Raw genomic sequence first — 19,332 nt, forward strand, 5'->3', positions numbered from 1 at the left:
AGGCGCCGTCTTAAGACAGATCCTGCGACCCGTGCTGCGACGTTCCGCACGATCGGCTCGGCACGCCCAGTTGGCTAGCATAAAGGAACACAAGCGCGGCCGAATATTTGAATCGTCGCTGGCTCGCTGCCACAGCCGGCGGAGCGGCCCCGGCCTACCCCCTTGATCCCCCGCAGCCGGGGCCGTCTCTTCGCCCTTTGTCGTATCGGAGTAGCGTATGCGTTCCTCGCCCTCGATCATGCCCGCTGACCGCCTCGACCGCGACATCTATCTAGTGCTTGAAGACTTCGGCGCTCGCGCCGGTTGCGCCTGGCGTGAAACGGATGAAGCTGACACCGACTTCGAGACGATCCTGCAAAATCTGCTGTCCGGCCAGTACGCCTATCCGGTTCGGATTGTGTCCTTCAATCCCATCGAGGGATGGTCGCGAGATGCGACTTCCGACGTCGCCGACGCACTGGCCCAGCGCGCATCTGACACTGACACCGAGGTCTCTTCTGCACTGCAAGCCTTCATCGCCGCCAACGCCACAAGGAGCTTCGACATGCAGCTAGCGCTGCCCTTGCGCGGAATCGCCTGATGTCCTGTGACGAAAAGCCCCTTGCGGCCGGTGCAATGGCTACGACGTGCGCCAACTGTGACGATCTCGGCTGGGTTTGCGAGAACCACCCGGACCGACCCTGGGAAGGCCCACGCGCCTGCAACTGTGGGGGCGCGGGGGCGCCCTGTCCGGCCTGCAACGCTGCTGGCGATGGGGAAGTGCCGCGTATGCCGGAAGGCTTTCGAGTCGAGGTCGACAAGGACGGCTGGCGGCACTGAGGTGCCTTGTGAGCGGCCCCAAGCGCGTTCGCAGTAGCGCCGAACGGTCGCTGGCGACTTCATCGGCGGGTCCACAAGAGCCGCCTTCGGCGCTCACCCGCCCGATACGCACAGCGCGACCAGTCGTCTGGCCCAGCGCGAACCAGCGACTTGGACGTAAACCGATTGCTCCGTAATCATAGGGGAACGATGCTCTTCACTGCGGCGCGAACCCCGCTGTAAACTGATGCCGGATTGTGAAATCGATTCGCAGGAAGATGGCTAAATCCTCGAAACTTGTCGCCGCGAAGAATGGGCGAGTACTTCTGGTCCGACGACGGCGCGATAAGCGCTGGGCGTTCCCGGGCGGCCGTAAGCGTGCGGGTGAAAGTGAGAGGAAGTGTCTTCGCCGCGAGATCACCGAGGAACTGCCGAAGCTAAAACTTGGGCCAGTGAAGCTCTGGAAAGAGGTAAAGGGAAAAAACCGTCAATCCGGACGACAAATGAGCGACGCGATCTTTGTGGCCAAGAAGGCGTCCGGTCCCCTGAGGATCGGCGATAAGAACGAGATCGACAAAGCGGCTTGGCGCAAGCCGCGCGGCATCAGACTCACGCCCACGTCGCGCTACATCCGGGACAAGTTGTTTCCGAAGTAGATCACGCGCTCGCAACTGCGGCCTCGAACCCAGCGGTCAACCGCGCAACCGTTTAGCGCGGGTCCAGACCTTCTTCAGATATCGTTTTCGGGCTCCCGGTGCACCAACCTTCCCGCCCCAAATGCGAATGAGTTGCCGTGATCGACCGGAAAGCTCGGCGACTTCCTTATAGCTCGCAAGACCATTCTTGAGCATGTAGAGCGCGGCGGCCTTGGTGACATCCTTGGTGCGCATTTTCAGTGCGATCCCGATTGTCGTTTCGGGCCAGATGCTGATGCGTCAATGACTGTAATGCCCTCAGGGGGCGGCTCAAAGTACAACTGGCCACCCACCTTGCATCTTCTCAAAGCTAGTGGTCTGGCTTTTCGCGCACGATCACGCCGGTCTTAGGGTCGGCGTGGAATTCCATCTTCTGTCCGTTCTTGATGCCTTCGCCCTCCCATTGGCCGTCGTCGGCTTCAAGCTTAGTGACCTGCGAATAGCCCGACTCCATGACCTTGGCCTTCACTTGCTCCATCGGCATCCAGTCAGGTCCGGGTTGGTCTGCTCTCGCTGCTGAGCCAATGGCGAGGGAACCGAGAACCAGAATTGTGGCAAGCTTCATTTTGGCCTCCTCTCGATGAAAGGCTTCAACGGGCGCGCTGAATTGATGTTCCTCTGTCGCGCCCGCGGACTTGGTGTCAGATCGACGCAAACGAATGGACTTCCGTTTTGGGCCCCTGGGGACAAGATGGTCGGCTTCGGGTCAAAACCGGCAACGCGGCCCCTTCTTACGGGAAAGACGATCCCTATCTCCGCATCATGCGTACCGCGTTCGAATTCTGCCTGCCGACCGCCGCCAAGGTGGTGCCGGCTGGCCCCGACTGGATCCACGAAATCAAGTATGACGGCTATCGCCTGCGCGTCGAGCGCCAGGGCAAGACCGTGCGACTTTTCACCCGCAACGGCCACGACTGGACCAAGCGATACCCCTGGATCGTCGAGGCCGCGCTGAACAACCGCGAGCAGCGATTCGCCATCGACGGCGAGGCCGTGGTGCTCGGCGTCGACGGCGCCTCGGACTTCAACGCCCTGCACTCGCGCAAGCATGATCACGAGGTTCAGCTCTATGCGTTCGACATCCTCGCGCTTGGCGGCGAGGACCTGCGCCAGCTGCCATTGACGATGCGCAAGACCAATTTGGCGCGGCTGCTGCGCGGCCGGCCTGATGGCAGATTCGTCGCGCCGTTCGAGGCTGCCGAGATCGGTCCGGATCTATTCGCCGCCGCCTGCCGCATGGGCCTCGAGGGCCTGGTCTCGAAACGCCGCGACCGGCGTTATGGCGCCGGCCGCTCGAAAGACTGGATCAAGGTGAAGAACCGGACCCATCCGGCAATGACGCGAGAATTCCGAGCGTTCGGTCGCGCGCCTCCTGCCCAATCAAGGCCCGGCGGTTCAATTGCCCCTTTCCGTCCATCCCCTTTCTGGGCCCCTCGGTCGGCTGCGGGCAGCGTTCAGTCTATCGGCCTCTGCTTCAGCAGTGGAGTGCGACAAGCCAGACAGAGGCTTCCCGCCTTTTCCGATCGCAGGCACATCTAGTGAAAGATCCAGTACGGTGAACCGGCCGGTTACCGGTCGCTCATACCAAGCAACGTACCGCGCCTTCATTTCGGTCATTCTAGACCCCCTCGGTAGCGGATCGATCCTCGAATAGATCAACGTATCGCGCATGGAGAATCACGTAGCCCTTGGCACCGTCTAAGAGCACCTTGACCTGAGTGGCCGTTGCTCCCTGACCAAGAACGATGCCTTTCTTACCGCTAAGACGCGGTCCAGCCAAAGCAGCAATGACGATCCGTCGACCAGCAAGAAGCTCGTCCTTGGCGGCCATTAGGTCCGCTGATCTCGGCAGGTTACGGTTTGTGCTACGCGGCATGGCTTTAAAATAGCGCAGCACCATTGAGTTAAAAAGCCCGTGTGTCGGGGGACCACGGCTTGCGCGACCTTTTCGATCGGTCAAGCTGGCGAACCGCTAAGCGTGAATGGTGATCGCAATGCGTACTGCAGAACAATTGATGCAACTAACATGTATTCAATCTTGGTGCACGTGATCAAACCCGCACGGTCTAACAAGCCGCTTATTTGTGCGCGCTGCTCAACAAATCTGCTAGCTGCGAGGCGCCAAGCGGCGTTGACTTTCAGCGGGTCCTTGGCGTGACACCTAGATGCCCCCGGCGCTAGCCTCAGGCCATCCATCCGCGGCAGCCCCTGTCGTAAACCGGCAGGGGTTGCTTATTGGTGGTAGGCCCGCCAGTGAACCAGCGGGCCTTTGCCCGGCGGAGTATTTACAGCTCCCACTAGAGTGAAGCACTGATGTCTGACGACGGCGCACTCAAGAAGGAAATCGACGCTCATCAGCAGCAGATGACAGAGGCTGAACGTAAACTTTTGGTCGGCCTCGATGAGTTCATCAAGGGCAAGGTCGCGCTAGGCGTGCCCAGAGAGCGCGCCTACGCCATAGTTGCGGAGATACTCCCGTACGCTCGAGAGGTCAGAGCACGCGATCTACGCCGCGCGTTTAGGGTCGTCTAAGGCGTCCCGGGAGAGCTAGGCCCGCCAGCGTGACCAGCGGGCTGGTAGCGATCGTCAGGCGCAGTCGCGACCTCCGCGGGGTACGATCGAAGTACTGGCTCGTGGAGCTTCGCGCGCTTTGTCAATGTCCGAAAGGAGGTGCCAATGCGTACTCCGGCCTTGGCGATTTTGGCAATCGGGATGGCATCAACAGAGCCGGCGGCAGCTCAGACGTATAATCCGGCCTATCCGGTTTGCCTGCACGTTTACCGCGCGGGGGCCAACTATTACGATTGCAGCTACACATCGCTGCCTCAGTGCAATGCTTCGGCATCGGGCCGCGCCGCAGAGTGCGCCATAAATCCATACTTCGCGGGCGTGGAAAACCCCGCAGCTTATCGGCGGCACGGCCGCCGCGCCTACTAGGGCAGTTGCGAGAGACGCCCAGCCCGCCATCGTGAACCGGCGGGCCTTTGCTTTTCCACACCCACGACGCGCAGTAGTTCGCGCGCGTTCCGCGGCCCAAGGTTCGGATTAGCCTACGTCGTTCTGACATTGCCCCATAGGCTCCCGACAGCGTGAGCCGTGGGTCAACCACCGAGAGCAAGTAAAACCGGCCACAGCTTTGCAAGGAGCCAGAGCATCAGGGCGAAACACGCCCAAATGCCCATTAAAGCAAAGACGGCCCGAGGATTCCTGAAGATCATCACAGTGCCAACTTAGCACTCGTCGGAGATCTCCGCACTGAGCGAATGGGGTAGCCCGCCAGCGTGGAATTCGGCGGGCTCTCTATGCTCATGCGGACTGGGGCAAATGCGTCACCTTCTCCGCCGATCAATGTTGTTGTGGCCGGGGAAGAACAGACCGGCTAGCACGCCAATAGCAGCAGGTATGACAAGGCTGAGACAGTCCATGACGCACCGCCCCTCAGCAAACGGATCGCCTGCCCGATAAACTGACGGGCCTCAACTGCGTTCCGCATCAGCGACAAAAACCCGCCATCGTGAATCGGCGGCCCTTTGCTTTTCCACACCCACGACCGGCAGTAGCTCGCGAGCATCCCGCGCCGCTAGGAATCGATAATTTGACTCTCGCCTGCGCCGCGGTCCGATGGCGTCATGACCAAGGCAGAGAACAGAGCGGCGGCGAGAGCTTGGCACCAAGAGCGCATGCGTCAGCGCGCGGAAGAAGTGCGGGCCGAGGCGGTAGCAGCCGACCTGGCCGAACTCGGCCGGCTTCGCCACTACCTCATCTTTGGCAGGAAGGATCGCCGTGCCGACCGCGAGAAGCTGATGAGCGCCATTGACGACTACGTCGGTGAGATGACTGGCGACCGAACCGCGCTGCACGCCAAAAACCACAAGTGCGGGTGAAGCAGTACGGCCTGGGGACGAAGAATCGGGTAGTCGATCTGCATGAAACTCGCCGCCGAACGTGCCTTTGCCGCTCCTGAAGCCGCCGCCCGCAAACTGGTCGAGCTCGCGAAGACCATTGAAGCTGTCCAGGACGGTCGCATTCACATCGAAAAGCTCAATGCTCCGTTTCTCTACACGCTCAAGGCCACCGGGTTGGAGTTCGGCGCCGGCATCAAGCATGCAGTTGAGAAGGGCTGGCTCGAGCTGCACGAGAGCGGGACCTATGTCCGGCTGATCGGCACCAGCGCAAAAGCGGCCCCAGCAAAAGACTAAATTGCCGGGGCCGTTTGGAGTCACCTTGGCGGTAATGGGGTCGCCAGGTGGTCATGAGCATAGGAAAAACCGGCAATCAGTTCTGTCCACTTGTGCCCAAAGCGGTATAGTTCCTCATCGGGATCGGAACCGATCGCCATGAAAGACATGCAGGCTCAGTTGGAAAAGCTCCGCACGGATGCTGCCGAGTGCGCCTTGATCCGCGATCTGGCAACTGAACCCAAGAAGCGAGAACTGTTCACCAAGCTGGCCGAGCATCTGACCATTCTGGCCGACGAGGTTGAACGCGCCATTGCTGCCGCGGGACCTGAGCTGAAGCGGAAGGAATGACCGAACGAGGCTGGGGTCGGCGTTTCGAGGATCCGATCACGATCGGCGATCGCGTACTGGTGACGCTGCTCGACGCTGGCGAGTACATCGCCACGCTGCCGAAGAAAGAGCACGCCGTACCGGAGTGGCAAGCGGCGATGGAAGCCTTGATCCTGGTAGCAGAAGGTGGCGGCCCGACGATGTTTGCCCGCGTCGGGGTCATGCGGGCATTGAACCGCCACTATGTCCCGGAGCTTAACCCGAAGGGGAAAGAGCCCCATTGGGGCCGGCGCGAGCTCAAGAGGGATCAATAAGAGGCCGCAGGTGTCAGCCCCCTAGTGCAACCGCTGGCGCAACTTCCTAACGATCTCCCGAAGGTCGGCGGCGTACTCCTCGATAACCCGACGCGCCTCTTCCAGGCGGGAGCGTGACTTCGGTCTGTTCCTCGGCCTTCGTCATGACGTCCATGGCCTGTAACGGCAGGCGCCGGACCGTTGAGCTAGGGCGTGTACTCATAAATCGAGAAAGTGGGCCGGCGCTTAATGTCCGCTTGTGCCCCACTAGCGGCCCAAAAGCAGACATGCCGGGAGGTCCGTTACGGGCCACAAGCGGAGGTCGTCAGCGCCTCCGAAGGAAGTCCGTAGCGCAGTCCCAACGAAGGGTAAGATCGCGCTTTTTATCCTTGCACAAGGGAGCACAGCGTAAACCCACTCATGTTCCGCAGGTCAACTCGTCGAGCAACGCCGTTGTGGCTTTTAAATCAGCGGTCTCGCATCCTTCAGTAAACCAGTTGAAGAGCGGTTCGAGCAGCGCACGGGCGTCATCAGGCCGCCCCCGATCACACCACTGGCGCGCCAAGCTGCGGGCGGCACGGAGCTCGAGCGACTTGGCGCCCTGTGCGCGGGCTATTGCCATCGCTCGCGCAAGGCAGGCGTCGATCTCAGTGGCCGACCTACCTTGCACCCGCATAAGCTCCCCCTCGATACGTGCGAGTTCCCCCTCCCACATGTGTTCGCTGTTTTTCGCGATGAGGTCCTTCGCCTCCGCAATGATACGTAGGCCTGGTTCGGCTTGGCCGACTTGCGCATAGGCCGTGGCGAGCATGCAGAGATACCGGGCTTGATACCAACTGACGCCGAGAGCCGCGCGGCTCTCGGCACTTTGACACATGAGCGCGATGCCTGCCTCCGTGGCGCCCTGCTGTACCATAGCCCAGCCGCGAAGAATCAGACCGTTCACGCGCCAATAGCCTAGGCTGTGCCGATCGGCCAGCTCAATGATCGCTTCGGCATGGGCTTGTACGCCCGGGACGTCGCCGAGCAGCTCGTCCAAGCCGGCGCCGGCAAAATTGTGGACATGCGCTGAGAGGTTCGCCTGGTCCAACTCCGCGGCACAGTGGAACGCCGCGGTGCTCGAACGTCGCGCCTGCTCGGGAAAGCCCAGGATCCAGAGGACAGGCGCGAGATAGGTGAGGGCCGAAACTTTCGGGTCGTGAACGTAGTGCACTGGCTGCGATCGATGCTGACGCACGTCGTAGAGGCGCAGAATCGCCTCGAACTCGGACCGAGCCTCGGCAAACGCTCCGAAGTGCATGGCCGTGATCCCCGCCAAGCGGTGGCTGGCGAGACGGACAAGAGAGCTTGGAAGGCGCTCAGATACCTGCTGAGCCTCGCTGGTTAGTCGCCGCATCATGGAATAATCGCCGCGCACGAAGTAATAGACGAACTCACCGCTGAGGGTAGCGATGAGAGGCTCGGCCTCGCCAAGACGCTCGCAAAGCGCGCGTGCACGGCTGTAGGCGGCCCCTGTCTGCGGTGCAGAATAACCGTGTACGGCGATCATGGGAGTACCGATCGCGATCTGAAAAGCGAGTTCCTGCCGATCCCGCTCTAAATTTTCGGGTAGCGTGTTCAGCGCCTCTAACCCTCGGGTGAGATGCCGGATTGCTTCCAGATTGGCCGAACGTTGGGAAGCGCTTTCGCCGGCCTTCAGCCAATAGCCGACGGCACGTTCAATTTGGCAGGCCTCCGCAAAGTGGTGCGCCAGCAGTTCGGGCTCGCGCGCCACGCGATCCGGGAATCGCCCCTCGATGGCTTCGGCAATGCGCGCATGCAATCGCTGTCGATCGCTGCGCAGAAGCGTGCTGTACGCGGCATCATGCACCAGAGCGTGCTTGAAGCTGTAGATGGCATCTGGCGGCGCGCCGCGCTGGAAAACCAGTTCAGAATGGACAAGCCGCGCCAATCTGTCTCGTATCTCGCTCTCGCTTGGGCCGGCGACGGCGGCCAGCAGTTCGTATGAAAACTCACGGCCAATGGCAGCCCCGATTTGTGCCATCTTCTTGGGACCCAGCCCAAGCCGGTCAAGCCGGGCCATCAACGACGCCTGTAGGGTTGCGGGCACAGCAAACGCCGATCGCGAGGTTGTGGCGCTCGCGTCTTCGCCGCTTTCCCGATTCGCTTGGGCTTCTACGACAGTCTTCGTCAGCTCCTCAATGAAAAGCGGCACGCCATCGGTGCGCTTGATGATCTCTTCCATCGTATGCCCCGGGAGTGCCCTGCCGCCCGCGACCCGCTGCACCAGCGTCGCACCTTGATGCCGGTCGAGGCGGCTGAGGGTGAGCATCGTAACGTGCGATTGGCCGGTCCATGGCGATTTAAACTCGGGCCGGAATGTAATCAGCAACAGCACAGGCAGACCTGCTACCCGATCGACCACGCGATCGAGGAACTCGCGTGAGCTGGGGTCGATCCAATGGACGTCCTCGTAGACCAACAATACCGGCTGGCTCTGCGCGAGGACGACGAGTTGGTGGAGCAACAGCTCGAATGTCTCGTCCTTCTTGCGCTGCGGATTTAGCTGGCTCGGAGGGTACAGATCGCCAGCGGGAATATTTAGCAACTCGGCGACGAGGGGGAGACCCGCAATCGGCGACGATGTCGGCGCGAGCAGGGCCTCGATTTTGCGAAGCTTCATCTCCGGTGTATCGCCCCGCTCGAAACCCGCGGCTCGTTCGAGTTGCACAATCGTCGGGTGCAGCGCGCTGTCCTGGTGATGCGCCGAGCAGAAGTAGCGCAGCCGGATGTGGGGCTCCTCCCGCAGTCGCTCCTGAAGGGCAGCGGTCAGCCGGGACTTGCCTATGCCCGGCTCGCCCGAGAGCAGGATCACCTGTCCCGCACCCGACTTTGCCTGGATCCAGCGCCGAGCGAGCAGCTCAATTTCGTCCTCGCGCCCAACAAGCCGGGTGAGAGCGGCAGCCGAATGTAGTGCTTCGAACCGGCTTTCGATCGTACTCTCGCCACGCACGCGCCACGCACGCACGGGTTCAATAAAGCCCTTTAGCTCGACCGCACCGAGTTCCTCGTATTCGAAGATCCCGCTCGTCAGCTGCTGCGTATTCGCATCGATCACGACGCAGTCCGGCTCCGCCAAAGTTTGCAGTCGCGCCGCGAGATTCGGCGTCTCGCCCACTACACCACGCTCTTGGGATTCGCCGGCACCGATCAGATCGCCTACGACGACGAGACCTGTAGCAATACCGACACGGACCGGCAGTCTGCCGCCAGGCGCAGCCGGCACTGACCGCGCAGTCGTCACAATCTGCAGACCGGCGCGAACCGCTCGCTCGGCGTCGTCCTCATGCGCCTGCGGGTAGCCGAAGTAGGCCAAAACCCCGTCGCCCATATACTTGGCCACGAATCCATCAAAACGTCGGACCACCCCCGCAACGTCTTTGTGGTACTTGCCGAACACCTCGCGCAGGTCTTCCGGGTCAAGCCGAGACGAAATTGCGGTCGAGCCGACGAGGTCGCAAAACATGACAGTGAGACGCCGACGTTCGGCACCGGGTAGCGCTGGCCTGGTAGGCGCGTCTACGGCTGATGATCGTTCCGGAGGAGCAGCCTTGGTCAAAGGAGCGCCGCAGTAACAGCAGTAACTATTGCCGATCGGATTCTCACGCCCGCAGACACCACAAGACGGCCGCAACGGCGCGCCACAGTTCCCGCAGAATCGGTGGCCATCCTGATTCGCACTTCCGCAGCTCGGGCACTCCATGCTCGCCCTCCAACTCGGAACTGGATAGTAGTTTAAACCAACGTTCGGATGAGGGTCCAGTGAGCGTCCAGAACCGACGCGATGGGCGCAAAGCGTCAGAAATTGCACGCCGCCTTGTCCGACCTAACTGACAGGGAGCTGATGGATATCGGCACTACGCGCGGCGAGATCGACTACGTTGTCTCGAACCGAGATATCGACCCGCGAGGTATCCGGAGAGGGATGATCCTCTAATCCGGCGCCGACCGCCGGCGAGAATTGGAGACGACCAGATGCACCCATCCGAACGGAGCTCGACTTCCGGTATGGGTCAAAATCCGAAAAACTCACGTTGAGCACAATTGGTCTGCTATGCTCCCGGAAGCAGACTTCCCATCCGGCCATTTATGAGTACACGCCCTAGATCAAATCAGGCCATTGTAAAAACCGGCCACTGCAACAGGCCACTACCGCACAATGGGAAAAGCCGCAGCGTGGTTCCAGCCCCACTGCGGCATTCCCGGAATAACGAAAAAACTTGGTGCTCAAATCGCGCCGGTGTTCCTTCAGTAGAACACCCCGTTCCGAAAATGGAGTCCGGACAACTACCGGAGTCCGACGTTCTACGTATTGTCATTTAGAAGGCAGCCATGGCACGGCATGCCCTCCAGCCCCAATGCTCCCGGCAGCCGATCCAATTGCGGATTAGAGCGCCGGGAGTGCTAGGGCCACCGGTGCGAACCGACGGGCCTCACTTGGTCGAATAGCGTCGCCCGACCTGCGATCAGCGGCGCGCTCGCCAACGGATCAACGCACCGTTCATGTTCAAGCTGAAGGGCAGCGGCAGCGAGTTCGGCGCCAGGCTCAAATGAAACTGATGCCGCCCGGTGGAGACCTGCTGACTGGCAAATTGCACACTGGCTAGGGCGTGTACTCATAAAAGGCGGCGAAGTCGGCTTTTGGGATTTCGCAGAATTCTCTGCTCAACCAGAGTATTGCCCGGTTTTGACCCGAAGCGGTCCTGCACGCGGATGGCGCGTTGTCGCATGCGCCATCCGCTCCCACAACCGATCTCTTGCGAAGAAACGAGCGTTAAGCCTTCAGGTCGGTGATCCGCATAATCGCGACCACATTCCCGTCGTTGTACGCCTGTTCTTTTGTTTCCTTGTTGCAGGTCCAGACAAAATTCTTCTTGCCCGTAAAGGTCTTTCCCTCCTGCTCAAGCCGAAGCTCTCCTTCGGTGATATGGCAGACCATGGCATTCATCATCGGGGGCCCCATGGTCTTCGACCCCGGCTGCATAATGATATCGCGCATTGAGACGGTCTTAAAACCTGGGATCAGGGATGGTGTTTCGCCTTCATATTCACGCACCACGACGCCTGGCCAAGGCGTCGTATCCTTGTAGCTTGTGGCTTGAGCGGCGGCTGGCTTGACCATGGCAGCCGAAACTGCGGCCAACCCGATTCCCAGTGCGGACCTTCGATCGACCTTGCCCATCGCTTTCCTCCCGACATTACTCGAACGAGCCGCCGCAAACGCAGCGCGCAAAGTTCGTGGTGAACGGTGGTGCGAAACCGAAAAAAGAACGGTCTCTAAGAGGAGTGTGCCTGCCGATAGCACCAGTACTGCTCGTTTGCCCGGACGGTGATTTCGGCACGTCCCGCTTCAAGGGGCAGTGACATTCTACGTCAGCTGACGCATCCGGGAAACAGGTGGCGTCACACGAAGACACTGCGGGTTCCTAAGCAATGTTCGGCGGACCTTCGTGAAATGTCGGCCTCCGCGCCGCTGTTGGCGAATAAGTGGGTACTGGCCGAAATAGGCCACTCGCGAAAGTGAATTAGTGCCACTGGTAGGAACTAAGGGATTGCCCGCCCTGTTGCATGTTGTTCCTCCCTCTAAAGGAACAGCCTTATGGCCGACGACAACAACAAAAATCCAAATGAGAAGCAGCCCGGCGAGAATCCGGACGGCAAGTACCATTTCAATCCTGGGAACATGGCCGGGAAGAAGCCCGGGGATTCGGAGCAGACTGCCGAAAACCGTGGCGAGCACCCGCACGCGGACAAAGAAAAACCCGCCGGTTAGGTGCTGGCCACTCGGAGGCCGCCAACTGAGGCGGCCCTACTCTTTTGCTTTGAACTCGCAAATCCTGCGGTTGAGGTGCCAAAGCACTACATCATGACCATCCACAAGCTGTTCGGCCTGTTCCTTTGCGGCCTCGTCGTTCTCGCACAGAAGGTCGATCCGCTGTTGAATGTGACCATCCGCGCCTATGAGATAGGTGCGATATCCGATCATTTCGGGGGCGCCAGACCCGGCGAGTTTAGCCACTCGCTTATGTGAGCGCCGGTCTCGGCTTGCCGAGCTTTGCGCACCGCCCGCTCCCGCTCGATACCTGGCGGAAGCAATTTGGGCGCTTCGCGCAGGCGAAAAGCTTCTAAGGCAAGGCGTTCTTCAAGGGTTGTGGTTTGCTTAGTGCGGCGTCGGTGCTGTATTGCGCCAGCTCCTGTCCCAAGGGAAGGAGGCGGGAGCGCGTGATGGCGTTCTCATCACCGATAGATGCCGGGGGCCGCGCGGTGATGGGTCCAGTGTCGCATGTCCGGTACCGGCCATATGGTGAATTTTGATCACCTCGCAAAAGTTACCGAAGGTAAATCAGGCCACTCCCCTCATAGGGGACTCTATGTGAGGCCAATACAAAAATTGCGGCTCAAGTTGTCTAGGTTCATCCTGTCGGCGAGCTTGCGGCGAGTTTCGAGGCCAACGAAGTTGACCTACAATCCACGGTGTTCCTCTCCCCGGATCTTGAAGCCCGATCTGGCAGTCGCTGAATGCGCTTAGGACCATAATCACAATGGGCTCGAGAGCGACGCATGCCCAGACGCAGGCGGGCTTGGAGGAAAGGAGTTGACTTGCTGTCCATGTCAGATGCGCTGCCATCCATTCTGCAACCGTCCGCTCGGTGCTGCTAAGGGACACACCGATTTACGTTTGCACCGAATTCACATCGGAGTAGCTTTTGGGCACCGGGCCGGCCAATATCTCAGTTATTTTTTAAACCCGGCGAGAGCCGCAGCGTCAAAAGGTGCTGCGGCCCCCTTTTGCAGTTGGCAAAGCCCAACAGCGTGAACCGGCGGTTTGACGTGAAGACGGTCACGCGGCTCAATCAGCAAGGAGGATGACAATGGCCTTCTTGAATTGGCTAGGTGCACAACCGCCAGGAATCGCCACCTTCCTCGGCGCCCTAACGGGATCTAGCCTGGGCCTTCTGGCTATTATTGTGGGTGCGCTATTCAATGCCCATCTCAATCGGCGCAGAGACGATCGGATTCGCGATCACGACGCTCGGGCAGTCGCTACCGCGCTTTATGCAGAACTAACTGGGATAGACCGCGCGCTTCGTAGAGGCAGTGAAGCTCTCAGAGGTGCCCCAAGGGATGGCGAGCGATTCCTTGTCAGAACTCCGCTTGTAATTCAGATCTTCCCAAAATTGATCGATAAACTCGGGCTGCTTCACGCAGAAACCATTAGAGAAGTTTCCCACACGTATCTTGTCGCCGAAAGATACAAGCAGGACCTCTTGCTCTTGCCCCGCGGAAGGCATCACGCTGCCGAGGAAACCCCCTATGGTGTTCTGCTGCCCTTGGACCTCTCGGCATCAGTGATCGAGCTCAATGAAATGACGATGGCAACGACAAGCAAGACGCTTCAAATATTGAAACCTTACCTTTAGACAAGCCCGCCGGGAGCGTTGGACCGAAGCCCACGCGCCCATGTCGTCATCACTTTAGGGCGTGTACTCATAAAAGGTCGGATTACCAACGCAAAGCGGAAGTCGCCATCTTGAGCGTGATCGGCGGCTTGTGACCCAACTGCGACCTAGTGCACATCGAATGTTGCGGCGCAAAGTCAACTTTCGCCCTTCCAAAATCCCGATTGGAATCCTTACGATGTGGCCCCTCTGAGGCTTTTGGGGATGAGATGAGACGGCGGGAATTTCTTGTCGGGATTGCCGGGCTCCTTTTGCACCCGTCATTCGGCATTGCGCAGCCAGCAGGCTCTGTCCCAGTCGTGGGCGTACTCTGGCACGCCGGGAGTGCGGAAGAAGAGAAGGATTTTGCGACCCCGTTGCGGGCAGGTTTTGCTGACCTAGGCTACATCGAAGGCAAGACAATCAAATTCGAGGAGCGGTTTCCGGCGGAGCAGAAAGAGCTTTTCGATCGCATGGCGACCGAATTGGTCGACGCAAAGGTCAATGTGATCGTGGCCGGCTCCATCCCAGCGGCGCTGGCAGCTCAACGGGCGACGTCGCTCATCCCCATTGTGCTAGTGGCCAACCCCGATCCCGTAGGTCTGAAGCTGGTTGCCAGCCTGTCACGCCCCGGCGGCAATATCACCGGTCTCTCCTCGATGGGCTTCGATCTTGCGGTTAAGCGGCTCGAAGTGGTGAGGGAGGTCATTCCTGCGGCCTCGCGCATTGCGCTCCTGGTCAATCCCTATAATCCCTACGACGGCGAGCGGCAGGCCTCCGAACTTCTACCCAGCGCTCAGAAGCTAGGACTCGTCATCAAAGCATTCGAAGCCAAACACCCCGAACAGCTTCAGCCCGTAATAGAGCAGATTGCGGCGGAAAAATTCGATGCGATCATCATCACCCAGAGAACGCGATGTTCTACAACGAGCGAAAGCGGCTCGCGCAACTCGGGCGTGCCTACCGCATCGCGACCATGGCCCCCGCTGATCTGTTTTTGGATGCCGGCGCAGTCATGTCATATGGGCCAGTCGGGAGCGCCATGTTCCGGAATGCGGCGCGCTACGTCGATAAAATTCTCAAGGGAGCAAATCCGGCTGAACTTCCGGTGCAGCAGCCGACCCAATTCCGCTTCGTCATCAATTTGAAGGCTGCAAAGGCGATTGATCTCGAAATTCCTCCCATCGTCGTGTCTCGCGCTGATGAAGTCATGGAATGACTGCGTTTGGCCCTTCGGCGAAGTGGCGGCATCGCTCCACGAGGTCCGCTTATTCTTCGCATTTTGACCCACCCCGGACATCCGACCGCTTGCACGACGCGAGCCGCTGCAGGCAATAGTTGTCAGGTGCCACCGGCGATGAGCCGAGCGCCTGCCACATATCCGCTGCCTCCCTCGACACACCGAGGTTTCGTCCGTCTATGCCCTGAAGCAACGACTCCGACCGTGTTGCCAGGACATGGTTTTGCCGGTGACGGCGAAGCTATGCCACGAGCCAAACGACCTCAGCTCTCACCTGCCGCTGGTCAGCCGCGGCGGGATCTGGGACATCATCCAGAGCTCGATCGCTGCCAGGATCGCGACCGCCGCGCCGATGATCACATGCACCGTCATCGCGGTGGTTCCCTGGAAACCCAATACCCAGGGCGATACGAACGCCCACAAGCCGACGATGAGGTTCAGCCACTCCTCCCACACCGCGAATGCCGCCAGTGCCGCGATCGCAAGGATCGCGATGGCGATACCGGTGATATAGGCGTTTTGAGAGACCGTCCCGGCATCGAAACCGAATATCCAGGGCGAAACGAAGAGAAACGCGCCGAGGATCAGGTTCGCGACGTCACAAAATTTTGCGTTCGTCCAATTCTCTAGCCAATTCTGCATGACACCCTCCATTGGAGGTTTTCCATGTCAAATCAACCGTATGATCGCCGCGCCGGTTCCATCGCGGCCCGCGGCATAATGGCAAGGGAGCGGTGTACCTGCCGCGCCTGCCGCTGTCGCTGCTCGGCCGCGCCGACGTGATCGAACAGCGATGCAGTTTGTTGCAGTGCACGAGTCTCTTCCTGTCCTGGCCCATCAGCGAAGGTCGATCAGAACGATCTGCAAGAATACGCTAAGGACATCCGTATCGAAATAATCAGGCACGGGTCATGTCCCCGCGTCAGGGGAATGGGCAGCTGCAAACGAGATCGTATACGTCTATTGGATCGGTTCGACCGATACTGCCACCAGGAAACGGGGCCCTAACGTCGCCGGTTATCAGGGGCTAGTGCAATCGCTTAGAGCCGCGTCCGAATGTTGTCCGACCGGTTGCTCGAAAAGCAGTGCCACTTGATCTGGTTCGCCAAGGATCGCTGCGGCACAACCCATCATGGTCAATGCTCCGGCAACATCCCATAGCGTTACATTTTCTAATGTCGCATTTCCCGACTTTGCCCAAGCCAAGAGCGCAGTGATCATCGCGTCTGAGAAAAATAGAATACTGAGCGCTGGTAAGACGAGCTGGGAATCCAGCAGGAGTATCATCAAGAATGCAGGAGCTGCGACCAGTATGCTCAACACCGCGCATGTGCAAAATGCTTGCCGCCAAGAAGCATTCCTGTTTGTCCAACTTGCACGAGAAAGGATCATTTGATCCTCCTGCATAGGTGCATTTTTTAGCGCCACTGACCTGCTGAACTACTCTGGTCTAGCTGATCGTTTTCCGACGTCTCCCCCATCAATGTTTTGTCCTATGCCGCTGACTTTCAATCAGCGTAAGAATGCCAGCGGTCACCACGGCAATAACGATGACGGCTGCCAGCGCCTCGACAGAGGCCAAGGTCCCGTACCACTTGTTCCAAAGCTCAATCATGTGCTGGCCTCTCGCGAGAGCGCACCCACGATCGATAAGATCTGCTCTCGAAGAAGAACGAACTGTGCGATCAAAAAAGCAATGCTACTCATCGTCGCGCGGTTTTTCACCGCGCGGCAAGGTGACTTACGCGGCACCGATACGCAGGTCGCGCGGGTGTTTGGCGTCCGGATATCGGGTGACGCTGCGATCGAGTGAGCGTGCCGGATCAAGTCTATCAGCGTGATGGTTTCTTCTTAAAGAGCGCTCTCAGCTGCTCCCACTTGGCCTCGATCCACCTCAAAGCCATGAGAAGAGGCTTCTGTAGAATAGGGATGTCCTGTGCGATCAGAAGAAGGCCTAGAGGCAGCATCCAGAGGCCGAAGATAGGCAGAAAGCTGAAGACGCCTCCTAGGATGAGCAACCCGGCGACAACGACACGGACCCAAAACGAGGATGGTTCTCGTAACCACAGAATGAAGGTCGACACCTTCGTAGGCACCCGTCGCCGGAACAATTCAAAGTATCTATCCAATTCCGCTTTGACAGAAGCCATTAACTCGACCTTCTCTGATACCAGGACGCGGCAACTCGCTCGAAATCCGCGACTAAATCAAAATATCTGTACGGGAAGCGTTCCAAACCCTTCGGCTTCTCAATGGAGATGACGGACGATCCGTCTGCGGACAGTCAGGGCCGAGACGTTGCCGGCACTGGACCGGTTCTCCATGGTGGCTTCGAAAGACCGCCGCCAAATTTCCTCAGGGTTGCGCAGGGCAGATGATAGCCGGCAAGCGCGGGTATGCCGGGTAGCCCTCGCCTAAAGCGTATCCGGTGTGCGTCGAGGTGAGCTTTGATCCTCGTTGAGCAATTCCTGCTCGGCCAAGCGCCAAAAGTCTTCGTCTCGGCCCTCTGGCTTACCTGCCTGCTCCCACAACTCGTAGGCCCGGGCCGCAACGGCTTCATGAATTCGCCTATTCATGGGCCTTCTCCAGACCCTCAACTAGGGGCAATCGGAGGCGTTCCTAATCCGGTCATCCCCCAAAAACGTGCCTGTGAACTAAGAAGCCTCCTATTCAGACCGTCGCGCTGTTGTGCCGACTCTGATCCAACTGCGTACGCACCGCGACAGGAACGAATCGGACGTCGACAACTTGAATCCGGGTTCCGTTGTGTGAGTTGCTTATGCGTCAGTCCCGACGGCTTATGTCGATTGCCCCGAACGGTGACGAGACCGTCTATTTGGTCGCAGATGACTTCGGCCGCAATCGCTGCGCCTGGCGCGAAGCAGACTTGGAGATGGCGGCAGAAGCAGTCATCCAGGATCTGCTTGCGGGAGAATATCGCAGGCCGATCAAGGTAATCGCCTTCAACAAAGCCGAGCGCTGCTCGGAAGATGTTTCTGAGGACATTGCCCGCGAGCTCCAGCGTCGTTGCAATTGGCAACAGAGCGACGTTCCCTCATACCTCAAGGAATTCGTCGACCGCAATGCCGCGCAGGATCTTCGGGAATTCAACCTGCGCCTCGTGTAACCATGGCGTTCCAACAGAAAACGCCGGAAGCGCTCGGCGTCAAAGTGCCCCTGCCCGGCTTCACCGCGCCGGCCCTAGCGAGCTCGATCGACCGAGTACCGACCGGCGATCGATGGATCCATGAAATCAAGTTCGACGGCTATCGTGTCCAGGTGCATCTCGCCAACGAAGCGGTGAAGGTTTTCACGCGGCGCGGCCACGATTGGACCAATCGCTTCCGGAAGGTCGCCAACGACGCTTGGCACGTCAGGGCCAGTGCCGCGATCATCGACGCTGAAATCGCGGTGCCCGCCGCCGACGGCACAACAGATTTCTCGGTTCTGCAGAACGAGCTCAAGGGCGCATCGACGAAAATCGTCCTGGTCACTTTCGATCTGCTTTACCTCAATGGCAGGGACATTCGGAAATTGCCGCTATTCCAGCGCAAGGCCGAGCTGAAGAAGATCATTGCCGGTACCGACGTCCAATTCAGCGAGAGTTTTGAGATCGACGGGAGCGAGATGTTGCCCACGCCTGCAAGGTGGGGCTCGAAGGCGTCGTCTCCAAGGTGCGCGACAGCGTTTACCCGATCGGCCGCGGCAATAATTGGGTCAAGAAAACCTGCGCCCAGCGGGAGACGCTCACCATCGCCGGGTTCGCCCTCGATGAAGGCAAATGGGACGGCATGTATCTCGGTCGGCGCAAGGGCGAGGACCTGCTTTATGCGGGCAAAGTCGACCATGGCTTCGACAAGTCATCGGCCGCAGAGCTGCGCAAGAGGCTTCAGCGGCTCGTCCGCAAGGCACAGCCTTACACCAAGCGGATCGCGCACAAGGGCATATGGGTCGAGCCGAAGCTGCTGGCCGAGATCGAGTACCGCGCCAAGTCCGCCGAGGGAAAGGTGCGGCATCCGTTCTTCAAGGGGTTGCGCGAGGACCTGTAACGGTGCGGCGATCGGTGGCAAAATTTTTTCAGCCCCCCTCTTGAAACCAAAACCGGCTTTGCTAATTTTTTGTCGCCATCTGACGATGGCGTCGGGGCGCCTCATGGGCCCGGGCCAAGAGACGGGCACCGGTTGTGTCCGGTGCCGCTCGTAGACTGTCAATCGGCGTTCGACTGGGACCCCCTAGCGGCATCCAAAAGGGACCCCTTTGATCGGCGTGCTCTGCTGGTAGCGCTCGGGTCGTCGGAGC

At 59.5% G+C, this 19,332-nt stretch carries 23 protein-coding genes and 4 pseudogenes; 18 read left to right on the top strand and 9 right to left on the bottom strand.

Annotation, left to right across the window (positions count from 1 at the left end; all coding sequences use genetic code 11):
* The first annotated feature begins 217 nt into the window (after window positions 1-217).
* Together ABIB99_RS43265 and ABIB99_RS43270 are read left to right on the top strand one after the other, a co-directional pair.
* On the top strand, window positions 218-580 hold the full coding sequence (locus ABIB99_RS43265; protein WP_354181975.1) for a hypothetical protein: 363 nt from the start codon (window positions 218-220) through the stop codon (window positions 578-580).
* 496 nt (window positions 581-1,076) lie between these two features.
* The gene (locus ABIB99_RS43270; RefSeq protein WP_135217209.1) at window positions 1,077-1,454 is read left to right on the top strand and encodes an NUDIX hydrolase; all 378 of its coding nucleotides are present in this window, start codon (window positions 1,077-1,079) and stop codon (window positions 1,452-1,454) included.
* 36 nt (window positions 1,455-1,490) lie between these two features.
* Here ABIB99_RS43270 and ABIB99_RS43275 read toward each other — a convergent pair whose 3' ends face one another.
* Both ABIB99_RS43275 and ABIB99_RS43280 read right to left on the bottom strand, forming a co-directional pair.
* Entirely contained in the window at window positions 1,491-1,688 is a 198-nt protein-coding gene (locus tag ABIB99_RS43275) for a hypothetical protein (RefSeq protein ID WP_135217200.1), read from the bottom strand.
* Window positions 1,689-1,803: 115 nt separating this feature from the next.
* Entirely contained in the window at window positions 1,804-2,058 is a 255-nt protein-coding gene (locus ABIB99_RS43280) for a PepSY domain-containing protein (RefSeq protein ID WP_039156949.1), read from the bottom strand.
* A gap of 197 nt (window positions 2,059-2,255) precedes the next feature.
* On the opposite strand from ABIB99_RS43280, the gene ABIB99_RS43285 reads away from it, so the two are divergent.
* Window positions 2,256-3,032, top strand: coding sequence for an ATP-dependent DNA ligase (locus tag ABIB99_RS43285; RefSeq protein WP_354181977.1), 777 nt, complete (start codon window positions 2,256-2,258; stop codon window positions 3,030-3,032).
* 79 nt (window positions 3,033-3,111) lie between these two features.
* Here ABIB99_RS43285 and ABIB99_RS43290 read toward each other — a convergent pair whose 3' ends face one another.
* Window positions 3,112-3,393, bottom strand: coding sequence for a hypothetical protein (locus ABIB99_RS43290; protein ID WP_283016715.1), 282 nt, complete (start codon window positions 3,391-3,393; stop codon window positions 3,112-3,114).
* Between the two features lie 413 nt (window positions 3,394-3,806).
* Here ABIB99_RS43290 and ABIB99_RS43295 point away from each other — a divergent pair, with 413 nt between their 5' ends.
* The 6 genes from ABIB99_RS43295 (at window position 3,807) to ABIB99_RS43320 (ending at window position 6,315) form a co-directional block, all read left to right on the top strand.
* Window positions 3,807-4,025, top strand: a complete 219-nt coding sequence (locus tag ABIB99_RS43295; RefSeq protein WP_283016716.1) for a hypothetical protein — start codon at window positions 3,807-3,809, stop codon at window positions 4,023-4,025.
* 144 nt (window positions 4,026-4,169) lie between these two features.
* The gene (locus ABIB99_RS43300; protein ID WP_071911927.1) at window positions 4,170-4,430 is read left to right on the top strand and encodes a DUF3551 domain-containing protein; all 261 of its coding nucleotides are present in this window, start codon (window positions 4,170-4,172) and stop codon (window positions 4,428-4,430) included.
* 692 nt (window positions 4,431-5,122) lie between these two features.
* A complete protein-coding gene (locus tag ABIB99_RS43305) occupies window positions 5,123-5,377 on the top strand; it encodes a hypothetical protein (protein WP_038937372.1) in 255 nt (84 codons plus the stop codon).
* 42 nt (window positions 5,378-5,419) lie between these two features.
* Window positions 5,420-5,692 carry a hypothetical protein gene (locus ABIB99_RS43310; protein WP_354181980.1) on the top strand — a complete coding sequence of 91 codons (273 nt, stop codon included), beginning with the start codon at window positions 5,420-5,422 and terminating at the stop codon, window positions 5,690-5,692.
* 138 nt (window positions 5,693-5,830) lie between these two features.
* Window positions 5,831-6,022 carry a hypothetical protein gene (locus ABIB99_RS43315; RefSeq protein WP_212455235.1) on the top strand — a complete coding sequence of 64 codons (192 nt, stop codon included), beginning with the start codon at window positions 5,831-5,833 and terminating at the stop codon, window positions 6,020-6,022.
* Window positions 6,019-6,315 carry a hypothetical protein gene (locus ABIB99_RS43320; protein WP_354181983.1) on the top strand — a complete coding sequence of 99 codons (297 nt, stop codon included), beginning with the start codon at window positions 6,019-6,021 and terminating at the stop codon, window positions 6,313-6,315. Before ABIB99_RS43315 ends, ABIB99_RS43320 begins: the two co-directional genes overlap by 4 nt.
* 397 nt (window positions 6,316-6,712) lie before the next feature.
* On the opposite strand, the gene ABIB99_RS43325 is transcribed toward ABIB99_RS43320, so the two are convergent.
* The gene (locus tag ABIB99_RS43325; protein WP_502917567.1) at window positions 6,713-9,820 is read right to left on the bottom strand and encodes an AAA family ATPase; all 3,108 of its coding nucleotides are present in this window, start codon (window positions 9,818-9,820) and stop codon (window positions 6,713-6,715) included.
* Between the two features lie 111 nt (window positions 9,821-9,931).
* Window positions 9,932-10,057, bottom strand: a pseudogene (locus ABIB99_RS44590) (double zinc ribbon domain-containing protein); the annotation flags it as partial.
* 114 nt (window positions 10,058-10,171) lie between these two features.
* Between ABIB99_RS44590 and ABIB99_RS43330 the strand changes: the two are divergent.
* Window positions 10,172-10,291: pseudogene (locus tag ABIB99_RS43330) on the top strand (DUF1127 domain-containing protein); the annotation flags it as partial.
* A gap of 837 nt (window positions 10,292-11,128) precedes the next feature.
* Here ABIB99_RS43330 and ABIB99_RS43335 read toward each other — a convergent pair.
* Window positions 11,129-11,536 (bottom strand): hypothetical protein, encoded by a 408-nt coding sequence (locus tag ABIB99_RS43335; protein WP_027547406.1) that lies wholly within the window; start codon window positions 11,534-11,536, stop codon window positions 11,129-11,131.
* A gap of 417 nt (window positions 11,537-11,953) precedes the next feature.
* On the opposite strand from ABIB99_RS43335, the gene ABIB99_RS43340 reads away from it, so the two are divergent.
* The 5 genes and pseudogenes from ABIB99_RS43340 (at window position 11,954) to ABIB99_RS43365 (ending at window position 15,012) form a co-directional block, all read left to right on the top strand.
* Window positions 11,954-12,127 (top strand): hypothetical protein, encoded by a 174-nt coding sequence (locus tag ABIB99_RS43340; protein WP_354181987.1) that lies wholly within the window; start codon window positions 11,954-11,956, stop codon window positions 12,125-12,127.
* A 93-nt stretch (window positions 12,128-12,220) separates the two neighbouring features.
* Window positions 12,221-12,385, top strand: a complete 165-nt coding sequence (locus ABIB99_RS43345; RefSeq protein WP_304494801.1) for a hypothetical protein — start codon at window positions 12,221-12,223, stop codon at window positions 12,383-12,385.
* Between the two features lie 841 nt (window positions 12,386-13,226).
* Entirely contained in the window at window positions 13,227-13,775 is a 549-nt protein-coding gene (locus ABIB99_RS43355; protein WP_283016725.1) for a hypothetical protein, read from the top strand.
* A gap of 248 nt (window positions 13,776-14,023) precedes the next feature.
* Window positions 14,024-14,689 (top strand): annotated as a pseudogene (locus ABIB99_RS43360) (ABC transporter substrate-binding protein); the annotation flags it as partial.
* 80 nt (window positions 14,690-14,769) lie between these two features.
* A complete protein-coding gene (locus ABIB99_RS43365) occupies window positions 14,770-15,012 on the top strand; it encodes an ABC transporter substrate binding protein (protein ID WP_354181990.1) in 243 nt (80 codons plus the stop codon).
* 291 nt (window positions 15,013-15,303) lie between these two features.
* On the opposite strand, the gene ABIB99_RS43370 is transcribed toward ABIB99_RS43365, so the two are convergent.
* Window positions 15,304-15,675, bottom strand: a complete 372-nt coding sequence (locus ABIB99_RS43370; protein ID WP_283016727.1) for an SPW repeat protein — start codon at window positions 15,673-15,675, stop codon at window positions 15,304-15,306.
* Between the two features lie 378 nt (window positions 15,676-16,053).
* Window positions 16,054-16,425: a hypothetical protein gene (locus ABIB99_RS43375; protein ID WP_283016728.1), complete on the bottom strand. Its 372-nt coding sequence runs from the start codon at window positions 16,423-16,425 to the stop codon at window positions 16,054-16,056.
* A gap of 103 nt (window positions 16,426-16,528) precedes the next feature.
* Here ABIB99_RS43375 and ABIB99_RS43380 point away from each other — a divergent pair, with 103 nt between their 5' ends.
* Window positions 16,529-16,846 carry a hypothetical protein gene (locus tag ABIB99_RS43380; RefSeq protein WP_354181992.1) on the top strand — a complete coding sequence of 106 codons (318 nt, stop codon included), beginning with the start codon at window positions 16,529-16,531 and terminating at the stop codon, window positions 16,844-16,846.
* A gap of 601 nt (window positions 16,847-17,447) precedes the next feature.
* Here the strand turns inward: ABIB99_RS43380 and ABIB99_RS43385 are convergent.
* Window positions 17,448-17,609: a DUF2934 domain-containing protein gene (locus tag ABIB99_RS43385; protein ID WP_283016731.1), complete on the bottom strand. Its 162-nt coding sequence runs from the start codon at window positions 17,607-17,609 to the stop codon at window positions 17,448-17,450.
* A 224-nt stretch (window positions 17,610-17,833) separates the two neighbouring features.
* Here ABIB99_RS43385 and ABIB99_RS43390 point away from each other — a divergent pair, with 224 nt between their 5' ends.
* Window positions 17,834-18,160 carry a hypothetical protein gene (locus tag ABIB99_RS43390; RefSeq protein WP_354181995.1) on the top strand — a complete coding sequence of 109 codons (327 nt, stop codon included), beginning with the start codon at window positions 17,834-17,836 and terminating at the stop codon, window positions 18,158-18,160.
* Between the two features lie 2 nt (window positions 18,161-18,162).
* Window positions 18,163-19,082: pseudogene (gene ligD, locus ABIB99_RS43395) on the top strand (non-homologous end-joining DNA ligase).
* Window positions 19,083-19,332: the final 250 nt, after the last annotated feature.

This window comes from Bradyrhizobium sp. LA6.1, assembly GCF_040547805.1.
In the GTDB taxonomy this organism is placed as follows: domain Bacteria; phylum Pseudomonadota; class Alphaproteobacteria; order Rhizobiales; family Xanthobacteraceae; genus Bradyrhizobium; species Bradyrhizobium barranii.

Excerpts from the sequence above, each read along its gene's own strand:
- ABIB99_RS43335 (WP_027547406.1), bottom strand. The coding sequence starts at position 11,536 with ATGGGCAAGGTCGATCGAAGGTCCGCACTGGGAATCGGGTTGGCCGCA.
- ABIB99_RS43280 (WP_039156949.1), bottom strand. The coding sequence starts at position 2,058 with ATGAAGCTTGCCACAATTCTGGTTCTCGGTTCCCTCGCCATTGGCTCA.
- ABIB99_RS43305 (WP_038937372.1), top strand. The coding sequence starts at position 5,123 with ATGACCAAGGCAGAGAACAGAGCGGCGGCGAGAGCTTGGCACCAAGAG.
- ABIB99_RS43340 (WP_354181987.1), top strand. The coding sequence starts at position 11,954 with ATGGCCGACGACAACAACAAAAATCCAAATGAGAAGCAGCCCGGCGAG.
- ABIB99_RS43385 (WP_283016731.1), bottom strand. The coding sequence starts at position 17,609 with ATGAATAGGCGAATTCATGAAGCCGTTGCGGCCCGGGCCTACGAGTTG.
- ABIB99_RS43375 (WP_283016728.1), bottom strand. The coding sequence starts at position 16,425 with ATGATCCTTTCTCGTGCAAGTTGGACAAACAGGAATGCTTCTTGGCGG.
- ABIB99_RS43285 (WP_354181977.1), top strand. The coding sequence starts at position 2,256 with ATGCGTACCGCGTTCGAATTCTGCCTGCCGACCGCCGCCAAGGTGGTG.
- ABIB99_RS43355 (WP_283016725.1), top strand. The coding sequence starts at position 13,227 with ATGGCCTTCTTGAATTGGCTAGGTGCACAACCGCCAGGAATCGCCACC.
- ABIB99_RS43300 (WP_071911927.1), top strand. The coding sequence starts at position 4,170 with ATGCGTACTCCGGCCTTGGCGATTTTGGCAATCGGGATGGCATCAACA.
- ABIB99_RS43390 (WP_354181995.1), top strand. The coding sequence starts at position 17,834 with ATGTCGATTGCCCCGAACGGTGACGAGACCGTCTATTTGGTCGCAGAT.
- ABIB99_RS43295 (WP_283016716.1), top strand. The coding sequence starts at position 3,807 with ATGTCTGACGACGGCGCACTCAAGAAGGAAATCGACGCTCATCAGCAG.
- ABIB99_RS43265 (WP_354181975.1), top strand. The coding sequence starts at position 218 with ATGCGTTCCTCGCCCTCGATCATGCCCGCTGACCGCCTCGACCGCGAC.
- ABIB99_RS43365 (WP_354181990.1), top strand. The coding sequence starts at position 14,770 with ATGGCCCCCGCTGATCTGTTTTTGGATGCCGGCGCAGTCATGTCATAT.
- ABIB99_RS43270 (WP_135217209.1), top strand. The coding sequence starts at position 1,077 with ATGGCTAAATCCTCGAAACTTGTCGCCGCGAAGAATGGGCGAGTACTT.
- ABIB99_RS43345 (WP_304494801.1), top strand. The coding sequence starts at position 12,221 with ATGACCATCCACAAGCTGTTCGGCCTGTTCCTTTGCGGCCTCGTCGTT.
- ABIB99_RS43275 (WP_135217200.1), bottom strand. The coding sequence starts at position 1,688 with ATGCGCACCAAGGATGTCACCAAGGCCGCCGCGCTCTACATGCTCAAG.
- ABIB99_RS43320 (WP_354181983.1), top strand. The coding sequence starts at position 6,019 with ATGACCGAACGAGGCTGGGGTCGGCGTTTCGAGGATCCGATCACGATC.
- ABIB99_RS43325 (WP_502917567.1), bottom strand. The coding sequence starts at position 9,820 with ATGTTTTGCGACCTCGTCGGCTCGACCGCAATTTCGTCTCGGCTTGAC.
- ABIB99_RS43290 (WP_283016715.1), bottom strand. The coding sequence starts at position 3,393 with ATGGTGCTGCGCTATTTTAAAGCCATGCCGCGTAGCACAAACCGTAAC.
- ABIB99_RS43310 (WP_354181980.1), top strand. The coding sequence starts at position 5,420 with ATGAAACTCGCCGCCGAACGTGCCTTTGCCGCTCCTGAAGCCGCCGCC.
- ABIB99_RS43315 (WP_212455235.1), top strand. The coding sequence starts at position 5,831 with ATGAAAGACATGCAGGCTCAGTTGGAAAAGCTCCGCACGGATGCTGCC.
- ABIB99_RS43380 (WP_354181992.1), top strand. The coding sequence starts at position 16,529 with ATGCCGCTGACTTTCAATCAGCGTAAGAATGCCAGCGGTCACCACGGC.
- ABIB99_RS43370 (WP_283016727.1), bottom strand. The coding sequence starts at position 15,675 with ATGCAGAATTGGCTAGAGAATTGGACGAACGCAAAATTTTGTGACGTC.